The 19,835-nt window shown below is 39.2% G+C and carries 22 protein-coding genes and 1 pseudogene; 5 read left to right on the top strand and 18 right to left on the bottom strand.

Annotated elements, in window-relative coordinates; genetic code table 11:
• Nucleotides 1–14: 14 nt before the first annotated feature.
• Genes MKY28_RS00985 through MKY28_RS00975 form a run of 3 tightly spaced genes read left to right on the top strand, consistent with a single transcriptional unit; the run spans nt 15 to nt 2,422 of the window.
• Nucleotides 15–695 carry a response regulator transcription factor gene (locus tag MKY28_RS00985; RefSeq protein ID WP_340934428.1) on the top strand — a complete coding sequence of 227 codons (681 nt, stop codon included), beginning with the start codon at nt 15–17 and terminating at the stop codon, nt 693–695.
• Between the two features lie 49 nt (nt 696–744).
• Nucleotides 745–1,788: a sensor histidine kinase gene (locus MKY28_RS00980; protein ID WP_340937793.1), complete on the top strand. Its 1,044-nt coding sequence runs from the start codon at nt 745–747 to the stop codon at nt 1,786–1,788.
• A 34-nt stretch (nt 1,789–1,822) separates the two neighbouring features.
• Complete coding sequence (locus MKY28_RS00975; protein WP_340934426.1) at nt 1,823–2,422, top strand: class I SAM-dependent methyltransferase; 600 nt, start codon at nt 1,823–1,825, stop codon at nt 2,420–2,422.
• A gap of 18 nt (nt 2,423–2,440) precedes the next feature.
• Here MKY28_RS00975 and MKY28_RS00970 read toward each other — a convergent pair whose 3' ends face one another.
• The 6 genes from MKY28_RS00970 to MKY28_RS00945 all read right to left on the bottom strand — a co-directional run bounded on the left by MKY28_RS00970 (nt 2,441) and on the right by MKY28_RS00945 (nt 7,861).
• Nucleotides 2,441–3,223, bottom strand: a complete 783-nt coding sequence (locus MKY28_RS00970) for an SDR family NAD(P)-dependent oxidoreductase (RefSeq protein WP_340934423.1) — start codon at nt 3,221–3,223, stop codon at nt 2,441–2,443.
• Between the two features lie 85 nt (nt 3,224–3,308).
• On the bottom strand, nt 3,309–3,887 hold the full coding sequence (locus MKY28_RS00965) for a TetR/AcrR family transcriptional regulator (RefSeq protein ID WP_340934422.1): 579 nt from the start codon (nt 3,885–3,887) through the stop codon (nt 3,309–3,311).
• Nucleotides 3,888–3,948: 61 nt separating this feature from the next.
• Complete coding sequence (locus tag MKY28_RS00960; RefSeq protein WP_340934421.1) at nt 3,949–4,947, bottom strand: NADP-dependent oxidoreductase; 999 nt, start codon at nt 4,945–4,947, stop codon at nt 3,949–3,951.
• Between the two features lie 175 nt (nt 4,948–5,122).
• Nucleotides 5,123–6,208, bottom strand: coding sequence for an alkene reductase (locus tag MKY28_RS00955; protein ID WP_340934420.1), 1,086 nt, complete (start codon nt 6,206–6,208; stop codon nt 5,123–5,125).
• 60 nt (nt 6,209–6,268) lie between these two features.
• Nucleotides 6,269–7,027: an SDR family NAD(P)-dependent oxidoreductase gene (locus MKY28_RS00950; protein WP_100529795.1), complete on the bottom strand. Its 759-nt coding sequence runs from the start codon at nt 7,025–7,027 to the stop codon at nt 6,269–6,271.
• A 330-nt stretch (nt 7,028–7,357) separates the two neighbouring features.
• Nucleotides 7,358–7,861, bottom strand: coding sequence for an SMI1/KNR4 family protein (locus MKY28_RS00945; protein WP_340934417.1), 504 nt, complete (start codon nt 7,859–7,861; stop codon nt 7,358–7,360).
• Between MKY28_RS00945 and MKY28_RS00940 the strand changes: the two are divergent.
• A pseudogene (locus tag MKY28_RS00940) lies at nt 7,835–8,485 on the top strand (LysR substrate-binding domain-containing protein). The gene MKY28_RS00945 and the pseudogene MKY28_RS00940 sit on opposite strands and share 27 nt — an antisense overlap.
• A 171-nt stretch (nt 8,486–8,656) precedes the next feature.
• Here the strand turns inward: MKY28_RS00940 and MKY28_RS31690 are convergent.
• From MKY28_RS31690 to MKY28_RS00885, 12 genes are all read right to left on the bottom strand, one after another.
• Nucleotides 8,657–8,884 (bottom strand): PTS glucose transporter subunit IIA, encoded by a 228-nt coding sequence (locus tag MKY28_RS31690; protein ID WP_445670917.1) that lies wholly within the window; start codon nt 8,882–8,884, stop codon nt 8,657–8,659.
• Entirely contained in the window at nt 8,871–9,002 is a 132-nt protein-coding gene (locus MKY28_RS31685; protein WP_445670878.1) for a PTS transporter subunit EIIB, read from the bottom strand. The genes MKY28_RS31690 and MKY28_RS31685 overlap by 14 nt, the downstream gene beginning before the upstream one ends.
• Nucleotides 9,003–9,206: 204 nt before the next feature.
• A complete protein-coding gene (locus MKY28_RS00930) occupies nt 9,207–10,262 on the bottom strand; it encodes an LLM class flavin-dependent oxidoreductase (protein WP_340934413.1) in 1,056 nt (351 codons plus the stop codon).
• 65 nt (nt 10,263–10,327) lie between these two features.
• Nucleotides 10,328–10,780: a MarR family winged helix-turn-helix transcriptional regulator gene (locus MKY28_RS00925; protein WP_076328947.1), complete on the bottom strand. Its 453-nt coding sequence runs from the start codon at nt 10,778–10,780 to the stop codon at nt 10,328–10,330.
• 44 nt (nt 10,781–10,824) lie between these two features.
• Nucleotides 10,825–11,592, bottom strand: a complete 768-nt coding sequence (locus MKY28_RS00920) for a pirin family protein (RefSeq protein ID WP_340934411.1) — start codon at nt 11,590–11,592, stop codon at nt 10,825–10,827.
• A 29-nt stretch (nt 11,593–11,621) separates the two neighbouring features.
• Nucleotides 11,622–11,978 (bottom strand): DoxX family protein, encoded by a 357-nt coding sequence (locus MKY28_RS00915; protein WP_076328945.1) that lies wholly within the window; start codon nt 11,976–11,978, stop codon nt 11,622–11,624.
• Between the two features lie 317 nt (nt 11,979–12,295).
• Complete coding sequence (locus MKY28_RS31680) at nt 12,296–12,451, bottom strand: hypothetical protein (RefSeq protein ID WP_445670916.1); 156 nt, start codon at nt 12,449–12,451, stop codon at nt 12,296–12,298.
• Nucleotides 12,452–12,670: 219 nt separating this feature from the next.
• On the bottom strand, nt 12,671–13,354 hold the full coding sequence (locus MKY28_RS00905; RefSeq protein ID WP_340934409.1) for a DUF554 domain-containing protein: 684 nt from the start codon (nt 13,352–13,354) through the stop codon (nt 12,671–12,673).
• A gap of 74 nt (nt 13,355–13,428) precedes the next feature.
• Nucleotides 13,429–14,241 carry a MerR family transcriptional regulator gene (locus tag MKY28_RS00900; RefSeq protein ID WP_340934408.1) on the bottom strand — a complete coding sequence of 271 codons (813 nt, stop codon included), beginning with the start codon at nt 14,239–14,241 and terminating at the stop codon, nt 13,429–13,431.
• A gap of 543 nt (nt 14,242–14,784) precedes the next feature.
• On the bottom strand, nt 14,785–16,629 hold the full coding sequence (locus tag MKY28_RS00895; RefSeq protein ID WP_340934407.1) for a beta-glucoside-specific PTS transporter subunit IIABC: 1,845 nt from the start codon (nt 16,627–16,629) through the stop codon (nt 14,785–14,787).
• A gap of 75 nt (nt 16,630–16,704) precedes the next feature.
• Nucleotides 16,705–18,174: a glycoside hydrolase family 1 protein gene (locus MKY28_RS00890; RefSeq protein ID WP_076328940.1), complete on the bottom strand. Its 1,470-nt coding sequence runs from the start codon at nt 18,172–18,174 to the stop codon at nt 16,705–16,707.
• A 22-nt stretch (nt 18,175–18,196) separates the two neighbouring features.
• Entirely contained in the window at nt 18,197–18,637 is a 441-nt protein-coding gene (locus MKY28_RS00885; protein WP_076328939.1) for a DMT family transporter, read from the bottom strand.
• Nucleotides 18,638–18,929: 292 nt separating this feature from the next.
• On the opposite strand from MKY28_RS00885, the gene MKY28_RS00880 reads away from it, so the two are divergent.
• The gene (locus tag MKY28_RS00880) at nt 18,930–19,823 is read left to right on the top strand and encodes a LysR family transcriptional regulator (RefSeq protein WP_340018510.1); all 894 of its coding nucleotides are present in this window, start codon (nt 18,930–18,932) and stop codon (nt 19,821–19,823) included.
• Nucleotides 19,824–19,835: the final 12 nt, after the last annotated feature.

Raw genomic sequence — 19,835 nt, 5'->3', positions numbered from 1 at the left:
AGGAGTGTTGAATTATGAATACCGTTCTCGTTGTTGATGATGAACCCGATATCCGGGATGTCATTCATGTCTATTTACGTAACGAAGGATATCAGGTCATTGAAGCAGCCAATGGTGAAGAAGCATTAAATATTATCAAAACAACATCGGTCCAACTCGTAATACTGGATGTCATGATGCCCATTATGGATGGAATCAAAGCCTGCTTCAAAATAAGAGAAGTATCAGCCACTCCGATTATAATGCTATCCGCCAAGGAAGAAGACATTGATAAAATCACGGGCCTGACTACCGGGGCTGATGATTATATGGTCAAACCGTTTAATCCATTAGAGTTACTGGCTCGCGTTAAAGCTCAGTTACGACGTCAAACACTGATTGGCAAAGCCGAATTCAATTCACTTATCCTGATTAAAGACCTTGTCATTGATACAAGTAAACATTCTGTGAAGCTCCAAGATAATGACATTTCGCTTACACCACTGGAGTTTTCCATTCTGGTGTTGCTTGCCAGCCATCCTGGACAAGTATTTAGCTCCGAGAAAATTTACGAAACCGTATGGAAAGAACCTTATGGGTATTCGGATAATACGGTGATGGTTCATATTCGTAACCTGCGAGAGAAATTGGAAGTAAATCCGCGGGAACCTCATTACATTAAAACGGTATGGGGAGTGGGATATAAAATTGATTAAACGATTACCACATTTTAAAAAAAAGATACAGATTAACATCCTATATCAAATGTTGATCAGTTTATTGATTTCGTTTGTTGGCTCTGTGGGTGTAAATAATATGTTGATCATAGCTGCCGCAAAAATTAGTGAAAGATTTAATTGGCCTTCGCTCCTCTACATTTTTCCTTACGTTCTAACACCAATCTTCATCGTAATTTTCACGTTAATTTTTTTGTTTTCCACACGAAAAATTGTGAGAGATCTCATTACATTAGAGCAAGGGCTTCAAATCATATCTGAAGGAAATCTGAATTACAGGGTGCCCGTTAATCGACAAGATGAACTTGGACGCGTTGCTTCCAACATCAATCATATGACAGAACAGTTAAAGCAACAGATTGCTAAAGAACGTGAATTGGAGCAATCCAAGATGGACCTAATCACTGGCATCTCACATGATCTGCGTACACCGCTTACCAGCATAATTGGCTATATTGAGCTTCTCAAATCAGAATCATTTCAAGACAAAGCAGAGTATGATCGTTTCATCCAAAATACCTATAACAAAGCAACGCATTTGAAGAAGTTACTCGATGATTTATTTGAATATACGCGTCTTAACGAAGTGAACACCCAATTGGATTTGAAAAATGTTGACCTCTGTCAGCTATTGAACCAATTGTTGTTTGAATTCGAACCTTTAGCTCAGGAGCATGGGATTCGTATTGAAAAAACACTCGGTAATGCTCCAATCATGGTTTCCCTGGATAGTAATAAGATCGCTCGGGCCATCGACAATCTCCTCATGAATGCACTAAAGTATTCCTTTAAACCGGGCACGATTCATGTTCGAATGAGTGTGCAGCATAATCACGTTACCATTGAAGTAGAGAATAAAGGCATACCACTAACGATAGAACAAAAAAACAGATTGTTTGATCGCTTTTATAAGGTGGATTATTCGAGGAATAGCGAAGGTATTCAATCAGGATCTGGTCTGGGACTTTCTATTGCGAGAAACATTGCGGATTTACATCAGGGGACTTTAACACTAAAACATACGCGTAACGTATTTATATTCCAACTAAGCTTGCCTTCTAACATCCAGTGAAACATCAATAGCATTGATAATGGAGGATACCGCGATGAAAACATCCGAACCACTTCTTTTACTGCAAGGATTTCTGAGAAACCCCAAACGAGTAGGCAGTGTCCTCCCCAGCTCCAAATATTTGGCTAAGAAAATTGTCCAGTCTGTACGATGGGATGAGGTAAGAACCATTGCTGAGCTGGGGCCAGGAACAGGGGCAGTCACACGTTTCATGAGAGCACATTTACCGAAATCGGCAATCGTGTTTTTATTTGAAAGAGACCCCAAAATGAGAAGTAATCTGAAGAAAACATATCCTGAATTCATGTTCCATTCCAATGCATCCTATCTTTTAAAAAGGATCAACCAAGAACATGTGCATCAGTTGGATAGCATCGTTTGCGGATTGCCCTTTTTTAATTTTTCCAGAGAAATGAGACAAAACATCCTGTCACAGATCCATACAGCGCTCCGACCTGGAGGCACCTTAGTGTTATACCAGTACTCACTTCATATGAAGAAACGATTATCTGAGCTATTTGAGATGGAGAAAATTCAATTTGTGCCCTTCAGCTTCCCTCCTGTTTTTGTATATGTTTGTCGTAAAAGACAAGATGAAGGACAACGTGTATCGATCGACTTGAGGAAGACTTGATTTATCCTCTTTATATGTTTAATGTCCTGTCTTGTCCTGTGAGGATCTAATTATGCGAGTCATCATCTTACGCGGCAACAACCGCGGCATAAACGCGATGAATCGGTTCCGAGCTCCAGGCATAATTAACGTCTTGCCACGTAAAAATCCTCGATACCCTTCTTCGGCCACCTGTCCAGCTTCCATAATCGGACCCTGCAACATCTTCGAGACACCCATACCCGAACGATCCACAAATCCGGTAGATGTCAGACCTGGACACAGTGCTGTCACCGTAACCCCAGTACCGTTTACTTCATTCTCCAAAGCTTCAGTGAACGATAGCACATACGCTTTCGTCGCATAATATACCGACATCATCGGTCCAGGGAAAAAACCTACCAACGAAGCCACATTCATCACACCGCCGTGTCCACGTTGGATCATATCCGGCAAGAATAGCTTTGTCATGACGGTTAAAGCCTTGATATTCACGTCAATCATATTAACTTCTTGTTCCATATCCGTCTCCATAAATGTCCCGAACAAACCGAAGCCTGCATTATTGACAAGATAGTCAACAACAATGCCCTTTTCCTTCAACTCATTATAAATCTCCTGTGGTACCCCAGGTGCCGCTACATCTTTGGCAATAACCGTCGCCTGAATGCCATACTTTTTCTGATACTCCTGAGCTAGATCCTGTATTTTACCCTCGCTTCGTGCTACCAGCACAATATGATGTCCACCTTTGGCAAACCGATCAGCTAACTCTTTACCGATCCCACCCGATACCCCTGTGATTAGAACTGTCTTTCTCATATCGTTACCTGCCTCTCTTTTCTATAACATATGTTTCATCTGGAACATCAATTAGAATGAACATTCTATAATAGTAAAAAATGGACTACCTTAGTATGAGATCTATGGATAGTATCGCTATACGAAGCAGTTTTTCCTTGGTCATCGAAGTCTTGGCCATCCCCCTTAAACCAATGCTTACGTTATGCAGATATTCCGCCAATACCTCGGCGTTGTACTCCGTTGTGAATTCACCTTCTTGCTGTCCCCACACCATAATGTCCTTGATTAGTTTCTCCGTATTTGCAAACATCTCCGTTGATCGGTGGTTCATGTCTTTATCACGTGCCGCCAATTCTACCGTCGAATTAACAATGAAGCAGCCTGATGCTGGAGATTCCTCTCCATGAATTAAAGAAAGAAATATAAACTGAAGTGCTTCCGTTGCCGTTTTAGAACGCTTTACGCCTGCTGCAAGAGCGGAGCTGATTTTGTGATCATACAGATCTACTGACTTTAGAAACAAGGTATGTTTGTCACCAAATGTGTCATACAAGCTTTTACGATGAATTCCCATATGATTAACCAGATCCGTCATAGACGTCTTCTCATAACCTTGTTCCCAAAAAAGTCTCATCGCTTTATCCAGTACAACAGACTCTTCGAACTCTTTGCTTCTCGCCATTGGCTTTCCTCCTGTTCAGAAAACGAACATTGAATAGCATAAGCATGATCCTATCGAGCCTTTAAAAGGTAACAATGACTTTGCCCTGAGAGTGACCCGTGGACACTTTAATCAATGCCTTTTCAATGTCATCAAACGTATACGTAGAATCGATCGAAGGTTTAATGTCTTCTTTCTCTACAAGAGCTGTAATCTCTTGCAATTGAACTCCACTGGAGTGCACGAATAAAAAACGATATTCATTTTGATTCTTACGCGCTAAAGAATCCAGGCGTGCACCTACGAGACCGAACAATGCTCTTTTCCACAACGGGAATTGACTGTCCACTGCAAAGCGATAATTGGGTCCTGCCTTCAAAGAAACTAATTTGCCATGTGGTTTCAAAATGCTCAGTTCAGCTTTGATCTCATCCGCACCCAAGGTGTCGATCACATAATCGATATCGGACAGAATGTCAGCATACTGCTCAGTCTTATAATCAATGAATTGATCTGCTCCAATGGATAGAGTACGTGCTCTGCCCCTCTCACTGCCACTTGTAATAACCGTTAATCCCATGGACTTGGCAATTGGGATAGCCATCGCACCGAATCCCCCGGTTCCGCCAGGAATAAACAACTTTTTATTCGGTTCCGCTCGGAGCACATCATGCAATGCTTGATACGCGGTCAAGGCAGTCAGGGGTACAGCAGCAGCTTCGATAAAAGACAGATTTTCAGGCATAATGGATAAAGCATCCTCATGTACAGCCGCATATTCAGCAAAAGCACCAATTTTATTTAGTGGCAACCTCGTATAAACCGAATCCCCCACTTTAAAATTCAAAACATCATCACCGACAGCTTCAATGACACCCGATAATTCATTCCCTAAAGTTAAAGGTAACGTATAGTCGGCAATCATCCGAACACTGCCATTCATATTCAAGATATCCAGTGGATTTACACCCGCAGCTTTCACTTTGACAAGGACCTCATGGCTCTGAATCTGAGGTGTCGCAATATCATTAATTTCCACCTGGATTTTTTTAGAGTATTTCTGTATTTGAGCCGCTCTCATCATTTATCCTCTTCCTTTGCTTATAGACTATATAAGTTGAACTAAAGATTATTTACACTGACACTACGATGACAGAACACCCCTCCAATCGCTGTTATCGTGTAAATAAGTAGTTCAACTTATGTAGGAACATGGCGCGCAATGTTCAGTTGTACGCCATGCTCCATGGTTTGTGCTAGTGTAGCCCCTCTTGCGACTTTAATTCTTCCAACGTAGGATAATCCGTGTAGCCCTTACTTCCCAATCCAAAGAAGGTTGTCGGATCTGCTTCATTGAGTGGCGCACCTTGTTGAAGTCGTTCCACCAAATCTGGATTAGCCAAGGACCATACACCTACAGGTACCACATCAGCGAGACCACGATCTAAATCGACACTAAGATCATCCAACGTTCTTCCAGCCCGGTTAACCAACAGTGGATTTTGCCAGATCGAACGAATGTCTTGCAACAGGTTCTCATCTCCAAGATGCATAACATGAAGGTAAACCAAATCCAATTTAGCCAATTCTTTTACAAGATAGCGGTAGAGTTCAGGACCTTGTTCTCCATCTTGAATTCCACCCAGCGGTGTCCCTGGTGAGATGCGGAAGCCTGTTCGTTCTGCCCCTATTTCCTCCACAATGGCTTTGGTTACTTCAATCGCAAAGCGAGCACGATTTTCAATAGATCCGCCATACTCATCTGTGCGTGTATTTGAATTTTCTCCTAAAAATTGATTGATCAAATAGCCATTGGCTCCATGAATTTCGACGCCATCTGCCCCCGCTTTGATCGCTGCGGCAGCTGCTTTTCGGAAATCGGAGATGGTCGTTTGAATATCCTCCTGACTCAATTCCCGGGGAACGGGGATATCCTGCATCCCTGTAGCCGTAAACATTTCTACACCCGGTGCGATTGCTGATGGAGCAACCGGTTGACGATGATGTGGGGTATTATCCGGATGTGACATGCGACCCGCATGCATTAATTGGATATATACATATCCGCCAGCTTCATGCACCGCATCCGTTACCTTTTTCCATCCTTCAATATGCTTATCGGTGTAGATGCCCGGTGACCATAAGTAACCCTGTCCATCATCGGAAGGTTGTGTTCCTTCCGTAATCAGGAGTCCCATCGTTGCGCGTTGAGCATAATAAAGTGCCGCCAACTCTCCAGGTGTACCATCTTCTTGTGCTCGACTGCGTGTCATAGGTGCCATCGCTAGTCGATGAGGCAATTCCATGTTGCCAATCTTTGTTTTACTCCATATCTTTTCCAATTGAATGTACTCCTCTTCTTATTTGAGATTTTGTAAATGTATCCTCTGGATTCTGCTGTATTAATTCAATTCTGAAATCACCGGGTAGATTGCACCTGTCAGCTGAAAATCATAGTTCTGATCTACAATCCCTACAACCACTTCATTGTGATCATACAGATCGATCATGAAGCCTGCCATTTCTTTAGCTGTGTGATATTTGGGCATATTCGCTTTGTAATCAAATCCTTCAGCATCTATTGATTTTTGCACAAATTCTGTTTCCGTGATCGCTGGTGCCAGGATCTTCGCTTTTAGTTTTGCACCTTTCAGTTCCAGTTCTTTGGCAAGACCTTCTGTGAAGGCACTAACGTAGTATTTCGATGCAGAATAAGCAACACTGCCTACAGCAATGGCATATCCGAGTGCGGATGAGACGTTGATCAATTGAGTGCCTTCCACATTCGCATAATCTCGCACATACAGTGTAGATAGAATGGTCAAAGATTCGATGTTAACACGCAGCATCGTCTCCACTTTATCCAAATTCTGTTCAGCAATGAACGAGCCTTCTCCGAGCCCTGCATTATTGATCCAAGTCTCAATTTCATATTCCTTCAAATCGTTATATAGCGTGTACGCCTCTGCGCTAACAGACAGGTCGCTTGTATGAACGATAACATTTACTTTAGGGTCGATACCCTGAATAGTTGATTTAAGTTCTTCAAGCTTATCCAATCTTCTAGCTACCAAAATCAAGTTTTTGCCCCGTGCTGCAAATGCCAATGCTGTTTCATATCCAATTCCTGAACTTGCTCCTGTAATCACTGTGTATTTCATCATATTCTCTCCCTTATATTCTTTAGATTAGTGTACTTTTTTTCAAGAACGATCATTCTTTAATGTGTAAAAAAAACTAGTTAGATCTAACTTGCTGTTAGCATATCATTTCTAGAACGAGCAGTAAAGAATTATTTTATATGTAGAAAACATGTTTGGAACTTACTTAAATGAGAAGAGAAACGCTATATAAACCATTTTATATCATAAATTAAGAATTCCTATATCGTTTCACTCCTTCAATTTAAGCAGCACTAACTTTTCCTTCATTGGTTAATCTAATGTCAGGCCAATGGCCATAAGTATAACCATCAACCTTTCCTGGCTATGCTAATCTGAATTCGACATCATCCATCCCAGAAATTCTCCAAACGAATCGGATACCTTTTCAACCTCTTCAAATTCAGGCTCACATCCACGGACAATAGCTCCACTGTCCGTTGTTAAGTCAATGGCATAGAAGGAATATCCATCTTCCACAGACATTACGATCGGCAAGTGATGATCCCACCAGGCCGTTATCTCTGACTGCCAAATAGAATCACCCTCTGCTGCCTCCAAACTAAGCATTTCAAATTCATTCCATTGGAATGCGGTCTCCGTGCTATTGTTGAACTCAGCCTCACAAATAAACCAGGTTTTCTCATCCGGTGCAACGCATTTTTCAACTACATTTAGAAATTCTAAATATTCATCTGGAAGTCCTTTATATCTTGAAGTAACGCTGCTGTTTAAATGTGACTGCGAACCGGATTTACTCATTATGTCCCAGCCCTTTTCCCCGGCCCAAGTCATAAATTCCCTAAGGTGAGTTTTTCCTTTTCCATTATTCATTTTCAATTTATACACCTGCCCATCAGCTTAAGAAATAGAAACTATATCACCTATTCGGGATTTGAATGTAAAATCCCTGCTGTGGTGCTTCAAAGAGAAAGACAAAAAGACTGGAGTTTTAATAGACATGAATGTTCTCATCAAATCCATCATTGGCCTGCTTTGCGTGACTATGAATTACATGTGGCTTTTGTTTCGGGTCCTATCGAGCACCCTGAATTAACACAAGACAAAGTAATTGAAGAAACACTTGTACTTGTAACCTCACCAAAACATCCCTTAATACAATCCATTCATGATATTCAGAATCATACCATGCTAGTTTTCCCTTAAGGATGCTCCTAACGCGCAAAGCTAAACACATTCCTTCAGCTATTGCCCGTGTAATTAATGGGATTTGGAACGCTTGAAACTATCCTTGCATGTGTTAGTGCAGGATTGGGGATCACTTTACTGCCCTATTCCATCATGGCGGATTATGAATCTCGAGGAAAGGTAAACTGCCATAACTCACCAGATAAATACTCCTTAGTAACCACCATGTTTGTAAAGCGAAAGGATACCCTAATCACACCTTCATTGTCGGCTTTTATAGACGAGACAAAGCAGTCTATAATTCCATAAAAAAATAGAACACCTCTTTACACACAATCAAGGTAGACAAAAAGTCTTACAATTGTGAGCAAAGAGGTGTTGTTAGTACGCCTAATATAATTTCAAAAAATTTCCACAGCTTAGTAAGCTCCTTGGAAAAAATGTTTAGTGATGTTATTAAACATGTATGTTCAGTTTACATTAGGAAGTGGTTTGGTTAGGATCCTTTGGTTTTACTTGTAGCAGTTGTTTGGAATTAGAGTTATCTAGATTTACTTGGACTTGATCATACTGATATGAATTTGTGACAACCACCATGACAGTAGGGTCATAGCCAGCAGCCTTAATTTGTTCCAAATCAAATTCAACTATTTTGTCACCAATGATAATCCGATCATTCTCCTTAACTAAAGGTTTAACAACAGTAATGACGCCTGGAAGAGCTTTGAGTTTTTCTGTCTTTGCTTTGGGAGATGTCGTGCAATTCGAACCGAAGTCGGGTTGCGCGGTGCGTAAGCCGAGCGATATTATCCCTTTTTCCAACCAATACCGAAAGCTCTTTCTGAATTTGGATATAAAAAAGACCAAAACGATATGCCTTCCCATACTCACATAAGGAAAATGCAATTTCATTTTGGTCATGCCTTCTTTACCAGTAACAGCCAAACACTGCTAATATTCAATTCGTTATTGATATAAACGTTTAGCGGATCAAATATCACACAATAAATTAGTAGCATCACTTTATTCATTATATTTGTGTATGTTTCTTAACAGCAGGCATAATGATTGTTGCTAGTAGTTCAATGTTCTTTTTAATCTGATCCATACTGACGCCACCTGCATCGATCTCGGCTAAGAAGCGTTGTTGCCCATACATCTCGTATTGATACAACATTTTTTCAATAATTTGTTGAGGAGAGCCCACCATGAGTGCATCTCGATAATCGGTAGCAGCCAAGAATTGTTGCTCAGGGTAACCACTACCTCTTAATTGAACCGTAGCGTTATTAATATGTGGGTAGTATTCGCGTAAGGCTGTTTGGCTATCTTCAGCTACGTACATGAGACTCGTTGTGGAGATGGGTAATCTTGCAGGATCAAAGCCTGCACTTCGTGCAGCTTCACGGTAACAATCTACAGCAGTTTTAAATGCTGTTGACGGTCCACCAAGTGTCGTTAGCATCATGGGTACCCCTGCTAAACCTGCTTTAATCGCACTTGCCGGTGGTCCTCCTACTGCACGCCATATCGGCATTTTCCCATGTAATGGTTGGGGGATGATTTCGGCATGATGTAGTGGTGCCCGGAACTCCCCTTGCCATGTAACACGCTCTTCTTCGTTAATCTTCAGCAGTAATGCCAATTTCTCTTCAAATAGTTCTTCATAGTTACTCACATCAAAACCTAATAATTCATATGCACCTAGACGTGAGCCACGTCCTGCTACAATTTCCGCACGTCCATTTGAAATCAGATCCAACGTTGCAAAGTCTTCATATACTCGAACCGGGTCAGATGTACTCAGGACTGTTGCCGAGCTGGCGATTTTAATGGTTTTGGTTGCTTGGGCAATTGCTCCAAGGATCACAGTATGTGCCTGGGTTGCAAATAACGGCTGATGACTCTCCCCTACTGCGAATACATCAAGTCTTGCTTCTTCAGCCAGTTTGGCAGTTTCGATTAATTCGTTAATCCGTTGCTGTGCAGAGATGCGATGGCCTGTGAGAGGATTGCTTAAATGATCTCCAATGGAATAGAGACCGATCTCCATACCTTTTTCTTGTTGAATACGATATTGTTCCATCTTAGTCTGTCCTTCCATATGAGTTCCATGGAGGCCTAGAAACCAAAAGTTGGTTTCATCTCAATTCATTCGTTGATCTTACTGGCACCTAGTCCAAGTTTCTTGAGAAGATCGGTTAACTGTATTTTTTCTTCATTGGTAATAGAAGACAGATTTTTGGATATGACCTCAACGTGTTGAGGAAAGATCTCTTTGAATACATTTTGGCCTTGATCTGTAATGACTACAATTGAAGATCGACGGTCTGTCGGACTGGGTTCTCGCTTTACTAATTCTTTCTTTTCAAGCTTATCAACTACATATGTGATACTCCCGCTAGGGATCGAAAATTTCTCACTTATACTTTGGACCGTGTGTGGTCCTTTATTGTAGAGGAGTTCCAGCACCATAAAGTTCTCATTACTAATGCCGTATCGTTCTATATCTTTTACAACATCATCAAAAACAGTTTTACTGGCCTTTACCCACACACGGAAAAGCCGTAAATCTATCTGACTTTGTTCATCTCCTTGAAACATGTACAGGACCTCCTATTAGATACCTTCCCAAAAAACAGTATTTGTTATCTTGGTTTTCTGTATAAAGGATAATCAACTTCAGTCGGAACTTCAATAAGCAAGATTCTAAGGTCTTGATCAATAGCTTGTATGGCTACTCTCTCCTCTTGCTCTGATTGAACGATAATAAAATCCTTATGTGAGAAATGAGTTGCTTTAATTGTGTCTGACAAAAGAGTTCCATCTCCTCTAATGGCTAAACTAGCCAATGTACGACCCAAGGAAAGGCTATGAGTATATACTGTTCCCTTAGGAATAAGTACATCCCACATTTTAGCATCAGTCACGGTTTGCATAGGAGAATTGTTTCCTAAGAGTGTTTTAATTTTGACATCATCTATATCCACTAACGAAAACTGATTAGAATCGAATTGCGAATAAATAGGTGTACGTTTAACGGCTTGGCTTAGATGTGGTTCAAACCAAATTTGAAAGGCTTCAGTTGGTTCCTTTAACGCCTCAGCATGTTGCACACCAGAGCCTGTTTGCATGAGCTGAGCTCCTCCTTCTTGTACAACACTTTCCGTACCCAGTGTATCCCGATGATATCCCTTACCATGGATCACATAAGTGATGATTTCGAAGCCTTGATGTGGATGGAATCCGATTTCTGCTGGTTCCTGAGAATGAGCCCAAGCCCAGTAAAATAGGGGGCCTACTCGAGTAATGATGGAGCCTTCTCCGGAAAAACCGATTGGTTTTTGTTCTTTGATTTTACCACCATCGAACTGACCACTCGCTTGATCTTTGGGTTTAATAATTTGGATTCTCATTATACTCACTCCTTAGTTTAACGGACCATTCACACAAACAAAGATCCGTAATTGATTAGAAATACGACCAACCCTAGAATTAATAAAATGATCGGCATAAGCATTTGTTTCAATTGATCCTTTATTTTAATGTGGGTCATGATCGCACCGATCATCGTTACCACGATGAGCAAACCACCCCATGCAGCTAAACCTTCATTCCAAATACCTGCAATAACTAAACCTGCTGCAATGACTTCGATCAACCCTGTAAACACTCGAAAGGCTCCAGGATATCCATAGTGCTTAAATCCTTCTACCATCTGCTTGGACCCAAACTTCATCAACCCAAACATAAGAAAACCTAACCCTAAAATCACTTGCAAAACAATGGATAAAACACTCATAAATTCAATCTCCTCTTTACCCTATAATTATTTAGCCTAATGTTAGGGTATATGTATCCTAACATTAGGCTAAACGTGTGTCAACAAAATTCTAATTAGACTAAAAACCTTCTCTCCGAAGGAAAGAAGGCTTTATGTTTAATTAAGATAAATTTATTAATTCAATCAGTATACTGCTGGTGTGCCGACGTAATTGATTATCAGTCCATTGTGTTTTTTATCATCCAAAACAAAATGTACTTCAGTTTACTCTGAAAATGCGAATGTACGTACCGAACCAAGTTCTTGTCCTCAGCTTGGGACAAGAACTTGGTTCCTTAAATCAAAAAAGCCGCTATAGTAGCGACTTTAAATGGAACAATGTTCTTGTCCCGCGACGACGTTCGCCTCCTCATCTCCGTCAAAAGGATAATGGGTACTTGCGACGTTACCCGGATTTCACTACACAGTTGATATCCCGATCCATCTGGCAAATTGACATCCAACAAAATCAAATCGATCGTACACCTCAGCCCTTGTCACATTTACATATAATGAAATTGTAGTTTTTTAGATCACTCCAGCGTTAGTATACACCATTCTAACTTCTTCTCTAAATTTGCGTTTTGAACCCCATAAACAACACCTTTAGGCAAAGTAATTACGATTCCAATTTCATTTTTTGTATACTTTCATCTATTTATTTTAGTATTCTACAAATTAAAAACAAACAGAATTAAGAACATAAGTGGAGGAATAGCTAATGCCGGCAACAGATTTAACGTCTTAAACTTTTTAATTCCTAAAATGCTCAATCCAGAACACAATATCAGGATCCCCCCAATGATTGATATCTCATTCATAAGATCTGTATTCAAAGAATTCTCTATTAAAGTGGCAATTAAATAAATGGAGCCCTGCCAGCAAAATAATACAAGAGCTGAAAATGCTATACCTATCCCAAATGTGGAAGCTAAAACAATAGAAGTGATAAAATCTAACATTCCATTAGCAAATAAGTATGTCATATTACCATTTAGAGCAGCTTCAACCGGACCGAGTATCGATAAGGAACCTATACAAAATAATAAAATAGCAGTAGATAATCCCTCCGCTAAATTCCCTTTCGAAAATCTGCTAACAATTTTGGAAAACTTCAATTCCAAGTTAAACCTCTGACCAATTAATGCACCTAAAGCCAGACTAACAATAAACAAAACCGGATATTTACTAGAAGGCATATGTTGTACGATCGAATTAATTCCAAGCGCTATCGCAGCTAATCCCATTGAGTTCATCAAGATTTCTTGGTATTCGTTTTTTATCCCCTTTTTAAAAACACTCCCAATACTACTACCTAAAATAATCATTAGTACATTAAAGACGGTTCCAAACATTATTTTTCTCTCCTTTAATAATCAGCTTATAAAAAAAATAAACCCTCTAGTTACTAGAGGGTCAAGTGATTTTGTTAGCGACTAAAGGGTAATAATATTTCTGTAACGTATTTTTCCACACTATTAGTGATTCCGTAATCAATTAATGTCACTTCGATAGAATCATCTAAAATATTATAATGATGTTCCCGACTATAAAGAAGTAGCTTTTCATAAAATAAAAAAGCATTGGCATGAGTTCCTCTAAAACGCACTCTTAAATATTCCCGAGAAGGAATGATCACCGCCTTAGGGATTATGTCGCCTTCCTCTAAAATCATAAAAATACTGTTATATCTGTCAAATTTATTTGATTGAATGTCTTGTAAAGCAACCGATATACCAATTTTACCTAAAAATATGCTTCCTTCAATGTTAAAGTTTTTTCTCAATTCAGCAATTGGATATTCAATATCTTCATCAGGTCTATATTCACGAATTAAATGGGCAACTCTTAGTTTGGGAAGCTTCACTTCTGCAATCGTGCCTAGTGGTTTGTTTATTGCATCATCTATCTGATCCAATCGTCGCTTAATTTTTTTATCTACTAACTCGAGTTCTCTAATTTTATTAGCAACTTCTATTTGTTGCTTTTTTAACATTTCAATTAGCCGATCCGTATCACGGTAATCGAAAAACTCTAAAAGGTCGTTTATCGGTAAACCGAGAGCTCTTAAATATTTTATAGTACTTAATCTTTCAAAATGTTGAGTTGAATAATACCGATAATTATTTTTTTCATCCACATATTCCGGTTTCAAGAGACCAATGTCATCATAATATCTAAGTGTAGAAATTTTAACTTGAAATAATTTTGATAAGTCACCTATCGTGAATAATTCCTTCATATATAAACCTCCTTTTGAAATCTCTTATTGAAAAGTGAAAAAAGCTATAATTCACAATTTACCTTTCTTGGAGATTAGGATTTGAGATAGTAGCTATTAGCTTAAAACAAGTCAATATAATCGGTCTGATATCATCCAATATTTTTAAAAGCGAAAGTTTCGGAATCAAAATAAACGCCTACTCAGGCGTTTATAAAAAAAACTCGGTGTGCTTAGGCTCTGTCTGTGAAAAAATATTAATCCTGTCATTTGTTTACTACTTTATTGTGTAATCTCAACCAACAAATCTATCCACCACTTATTATAACTGTAACAGTTAAACTAGATAGATGAATGAATGACTTGAAAATCAATATAATAAAAAGAAGGAGTGCTAAACGCAGTCCTTCTTTTCTTATTATCATTTACTTGTTCGACGAGAACTCCGTCAATAGATAATGGAGCACGCCAAACCCTCAAAAAAGAATTAAATTTGAATGAATGTGCAATTTCTTCTTAGCTTTATACGATTCCCATAATATCATATTTCATTAATACACTAAATCATTCTTTAGCTTCTGGTGAAGTTATTAGTAGCAATTGATTTGAGTTTGGATTATCCAAATTGACTTGAACCTGATCATAATTGAATGAGTTTGTAACCACAATCATTACAGTTGGATCGTAGCCTGCATCTACAACTTGTTTCAGATCAAACTCTACCAATTTGTCCCCAATTTTAATCTGATCATTTTCCTTCACCACGGGTTTAAAATGCTGTCCTTTTAGTTTCACTGTATTTATACCAATATGAATCAAAAGTTCAATTCCAGAATCCGAAACAATACCGATCGCATGCCCTGTTTTGTACACACTACTTATCTTACCATTGACAGGTGCGCTCACTACTCCACTTGATGGTATTATTGCTGCTCCCTTTCCCATTGCTTCAGAAGCAAATACTTCATCGTTTACACTAGTTAAAGAAACTACCTGACCTTCCACGGGCACCAATACCTCATTCGGAAGAGCTTTTACAGTGGGCATGATCTCACTTTTATTAGATACCCCGAAAAGGTATGTTAGGATAACAGCGCCAAAGAAAGCAATAATTAATCCAATTATCTCTCCTAGAAAACCATTTCCCAAATAGGTTGGAATCGCTAACAAACTTGGGAATGTGAACGTGGATGCATGAACTTCGAAAGAACCAATCACTGCTCCACCAATACCGGCAGCTATCATGGCACAGTAGAATGGGCGTTTTAATTTCAAAGTTACACCGTAGATTGCCGGTTCTGTGATCCCAAAAATAGCTGTGAGGGCAGCAGAGCCCGATAAACCTTTTAGCTTTTTATCTTTCGTTTTCAAGAACACACCGAGTGCTGCTCCAGCTTGAGAAAGTACTGCTGCACATACAATAGGTAACCATTGGTCGTATCCTTGGTTAGCGACGTTGTTAATCATAAGCGTAATAAGTGCCCAATGTACTCCAAAGATTACGATCGATTGGTGGAAAGCACCTAATACTAACCCAGCCAACAGTGGAGAAAAACCATAAACTGCAAGCAATATCCACGCAAATACATCGCTAATTTGTGTTCCTACGGGGCCAATAAGGGCCAAGGTTAATGGTAACATCATTACTAACGAAGCCAGTGGAGTCAACATATTACGAATTGACTCCGGGAAAATTTTATTCAAGAATGGTTCCAGGTAGGAAAGGCCCCAGATAGACAACAAAATGGGAAATACGGAAGCTGTGTAAGTAATCGGTACAAGAGGTATACCAAAGAAATCAAGTGTTTGTGATTTTGTAACTACTTCTACCAAGGAGGGGTGAATCAGTGCCCCAGCTAAGGAAACAGCTACGAATTGATTCACTCTTAACTTTTTGGCCGCTGTAAAGGCCAAGAATATAGGTAAGAAATAAAAAATTGCATCACTTGCTGCATTCCATACTTTATATGCGCCACTTTCACTAGACAACCAGTTTAGTGTTATCACCAAAGCTAAGATTCCTTTCAGAATCCCTGCACCCGCTAATGCTCCAAGGAACGGAGTAAATACAGCAGAAACGAAATCCATCAATTGGCTTATTGGATTGAATTTTTTACCCCCCTCCTCTGAAGCGCTTTCAGAGTTAGAAGAAATATGTGTATCCATTCCTGGCAACGAAGTAAGTTCTTCAAAGACTTGAGCCACAGAGTTACCAACAACAACCTGATATTGCCCTGCACTATTTACAACAGTGATGACTCCATCTGTTTCTTCAATTTTTTTCGTATCTGCAGCATTGACATCCTTAAGTTTAAAACGTAGTCTTGTGGCACAATGCCAAACAGCATTCACATTTTCTTTACCGCCTACGCCCTCAAGGATTTCTTTTGCCAACTTTTGATGACTCATTGTTTTCCCCCCAGTTCAACTTTCCGGATCATCTTTGTTTATTCCATTAAACAAAGATGATCCGGGATGTCTTAATCATTTTGATTTATTGTCATTTAAACTATTCACACTTGGATGGGAATAATCTTTACCGTTTGAATCAATAAGCTGCTTATACCAGTAAAAACTATCTTTGTGATGGAATTGTCCACTACCGTTTCCCTCATCATCGTAATCCACATAAATGAAGCCATAACGTTTACTCATTTCTGCAGTACCTGCACTGATGATATCGAAGGGTGCCCATGAACAATAAGCAAATATGTCTGCGCCATCATGTATTGCTTCTATCATGGCGGAAATGTGATCCTTATGATACTCAATACGATAGTCATCGTGAACAAAATTATCTTCCGTTAATATATCTTTGAAACCAATACCGTTTTCTGCGATCATCATCGGAACATGATATCTATCCCAATAGTTAGACATGCAGAGATAAAGTCCGGTTGCATTGATAGACCAGCCCCAACGATTCGCTTTTAGATGGGGATTCTTGACGGTTGTATTCGGATCCATTGTATTTTCACTTGCCTTGACCGTATTGGACCAATAGTAGGATACAGCAAGGAAGTCCGCTGTGTTATTCCTGAGAAGCTCCTTCTCTGTTTCATCAATATTCAACCGAATACCATTTTCTTCAAAATAAGCGTATGCGTAATCAGGATATTCTCCTCGAATGAGGACATCGCTATAAAAATATTGCATCCGGTTCCGTTTAAAGCTTAACTTCACATCTTCAGGCTCACATGAGTACGCTGTGGTTAACGTGTCCGCTAACATCACACCTAACTGAAGGTTTGAATTTATTTTGTGCCCATACTGAGTTATTTTTGATGAAGCAACAAACTGATGGTGAATAGCCTGGAATTTTGCCTGTTCGTAGTGATCGACTTTATCCTTCAGTATGCCAAGTGAAGCAAAAGCTTCTTTGTGTACTAAGTTAATCTGATTAATAATGATCCAGTACTTCACTTTATTCTGAAATCTTTCTATCAAAGTTTGTCCATACTTCACAAAATAATCAATGAGTTTGGGGTTCACCCAACCTCCATATCGCTCAACCAAGTGTAACGGCATTTCATAATGGAACATGGTGACGATTGGCTCAATATTCTTTTGTTTCATATAATCGAACAATTGATCATAGAAGGCTAAACCTTGTTCATTTGGGAATTCATCATCCCCATTCGGATAAATTCTACTCCATGAAATGGATAATCGTAATGTTTTCACATGCATTTCAGCTAACACATCGATATATTCTTGATAGCGATCATAAAAATGCACCCCTTGACGTTTAGGGTAATAATAAGAGCCGTTTTTATAGCGTTCATACATTTCTGAATCCATCTCATTGAAATGCAACTCGGTGGGCTTAGCACCAGGTACAAATGGTTGAATGTCAGCAGTGCTTAGACCTCTTCCATCTCTCTGAAATGCGCCTTCGACTTGGTTAGCAGCAATAGCTCCTCCCCATAAAAAATCTTCTCTTATATCTCTCATACACTTCCCTCACAATACTAATTCAAAATTTTTGTACAATTATAACTCCAGCAATAACCAACAAAGCTCCCACCATTCGGGGAAGATTTATGGCATGCATTGTAGCTCCGACTAATCCGAAATGATCAATAATAATAGAGATAATAACCTGCCCTGCCAATACGTATCCCACAGTAGCCGCCACTCCGATTCTGGGCATAAGGATTGTTGTTGCCAAGACGTAAAAGGCTCCTAAGAGTCCCCCTGTCCACATCCACAAGGGAGCTTCCAACCATTCTTTCTTTACCAATGGCCCTCTCGTGAAAAAAGAAATAATTATTAGAGAAACTGCTCCTACTGTGAATGAAATGGCTGAAGCTGTAATGGGTGAACCAACAACAGTTCTTAACTGAGAATTCACACTGAACTGGGTGGGCAATGCCATGCCAGCCAGTAATGCAAATATCATAAAAAATATTGCCATTATTGTGTTTTCCTTTCGTTCAGAGAATGAATCACTCCAGCATCGGGACAAGTTAAACGTTCTCAATAATATCCATTCATTCATACTTTCACAACTCGAGTAGCACTTTTTACTCCTTAAAGAAAGAAATCAAATATCTATTGATTAATGGATAACCCGTGTAATCTCAGGACTATACTGGAGTGATTGATATTGATTTAACCATTGATTATTTTCTAACAATCCGAGTATAATCCAGAGATAAGAATAAGTAAAATTAATAATTAGTATGGGAGGTATACTGGATACTTATATGAATATAAACTTTGAACTGTATAAGGTTTTTTATATCACTGTTAAAGCTGGGAGTATGTCTAATGCAGCAAAAGAATTATTTACTTCCCAGTCGGCCGTAAGCCAGTCGATAAAACTTTTAGAAAGTAAAATGGGAAGACAATTATTTCACCGAAAGGCTCAAGGTGTAACTTTGACTTCTGAAGGGAAAATTCTTTTTCAATACGTGGAACAAAGCTACGAACTGTTACAAGCAGCCGAACGAAAATTTGAGGAGTTTAATAATTTGGATGCTGGCGAACTTCGATTAGCTGTCAGTACTACCGCCTGTAGTAATTTTTTGATGAAATATATAGAATCCTACTCTTTGTCATATCCTAACATTGAGATATATATTAAAGACCAATCTACGTATACCACGGTTAAACAGTTAGAATCAGGTGAAGTCGATATTGGCATTATTAATTTAGATGTAAAACAAGATTCATTATCTGTGATCGGAAAAATAGAAATACAAGATTGTTTTGTGGTCGGAGAGAGGTTTAGAGAACTAAGTCAGAAGGCAATATCACTTCAGGGGTTAGTATCTAATCATCCCATCAATTTACTTCAAAAGGGACTAAACACTCGAAATTACATTGACAATGTTTTTGCTTCATATAAGTTAAAAGTAACTCCTAAAGCTGAATTGAGTACGATGGAATTGCTAATTGAGTTTGCAAGAAAGGGATTGGGTGTTTCATGTGTCATTGAAGATTTCATTCATCAATATGTAGAACGCGAAGAATTATTTATCATACCTGTGAAGGAAAATATCCCAAAGAGGCATCTAAGCATAGCTGTGAAAAATAATTTCCCTCTAAGCTCAGCCGCCAGAAAATTCATAGAACTTTTCCAGAGTTCTCACATTTAAGTTTTTTTATAA

Origin of the sequence: Paenibacillus sp. FSL R5-0473 (genome assembly GCF_038004565.1) — a bacterium.
In the GTDB taxonomy this organism is placed as follows: Bacteria; Bacillota; Bacilli; order Paenibacillales; family Paenibacillaceae; genus Paenibacillus; species Paenibacillus amylolyticus.
The sequence above is the reverse complement of the archived record's forward strand: the minus strand, read 5'-3'. Positions and strand labels throughout refer to the sequence as shown.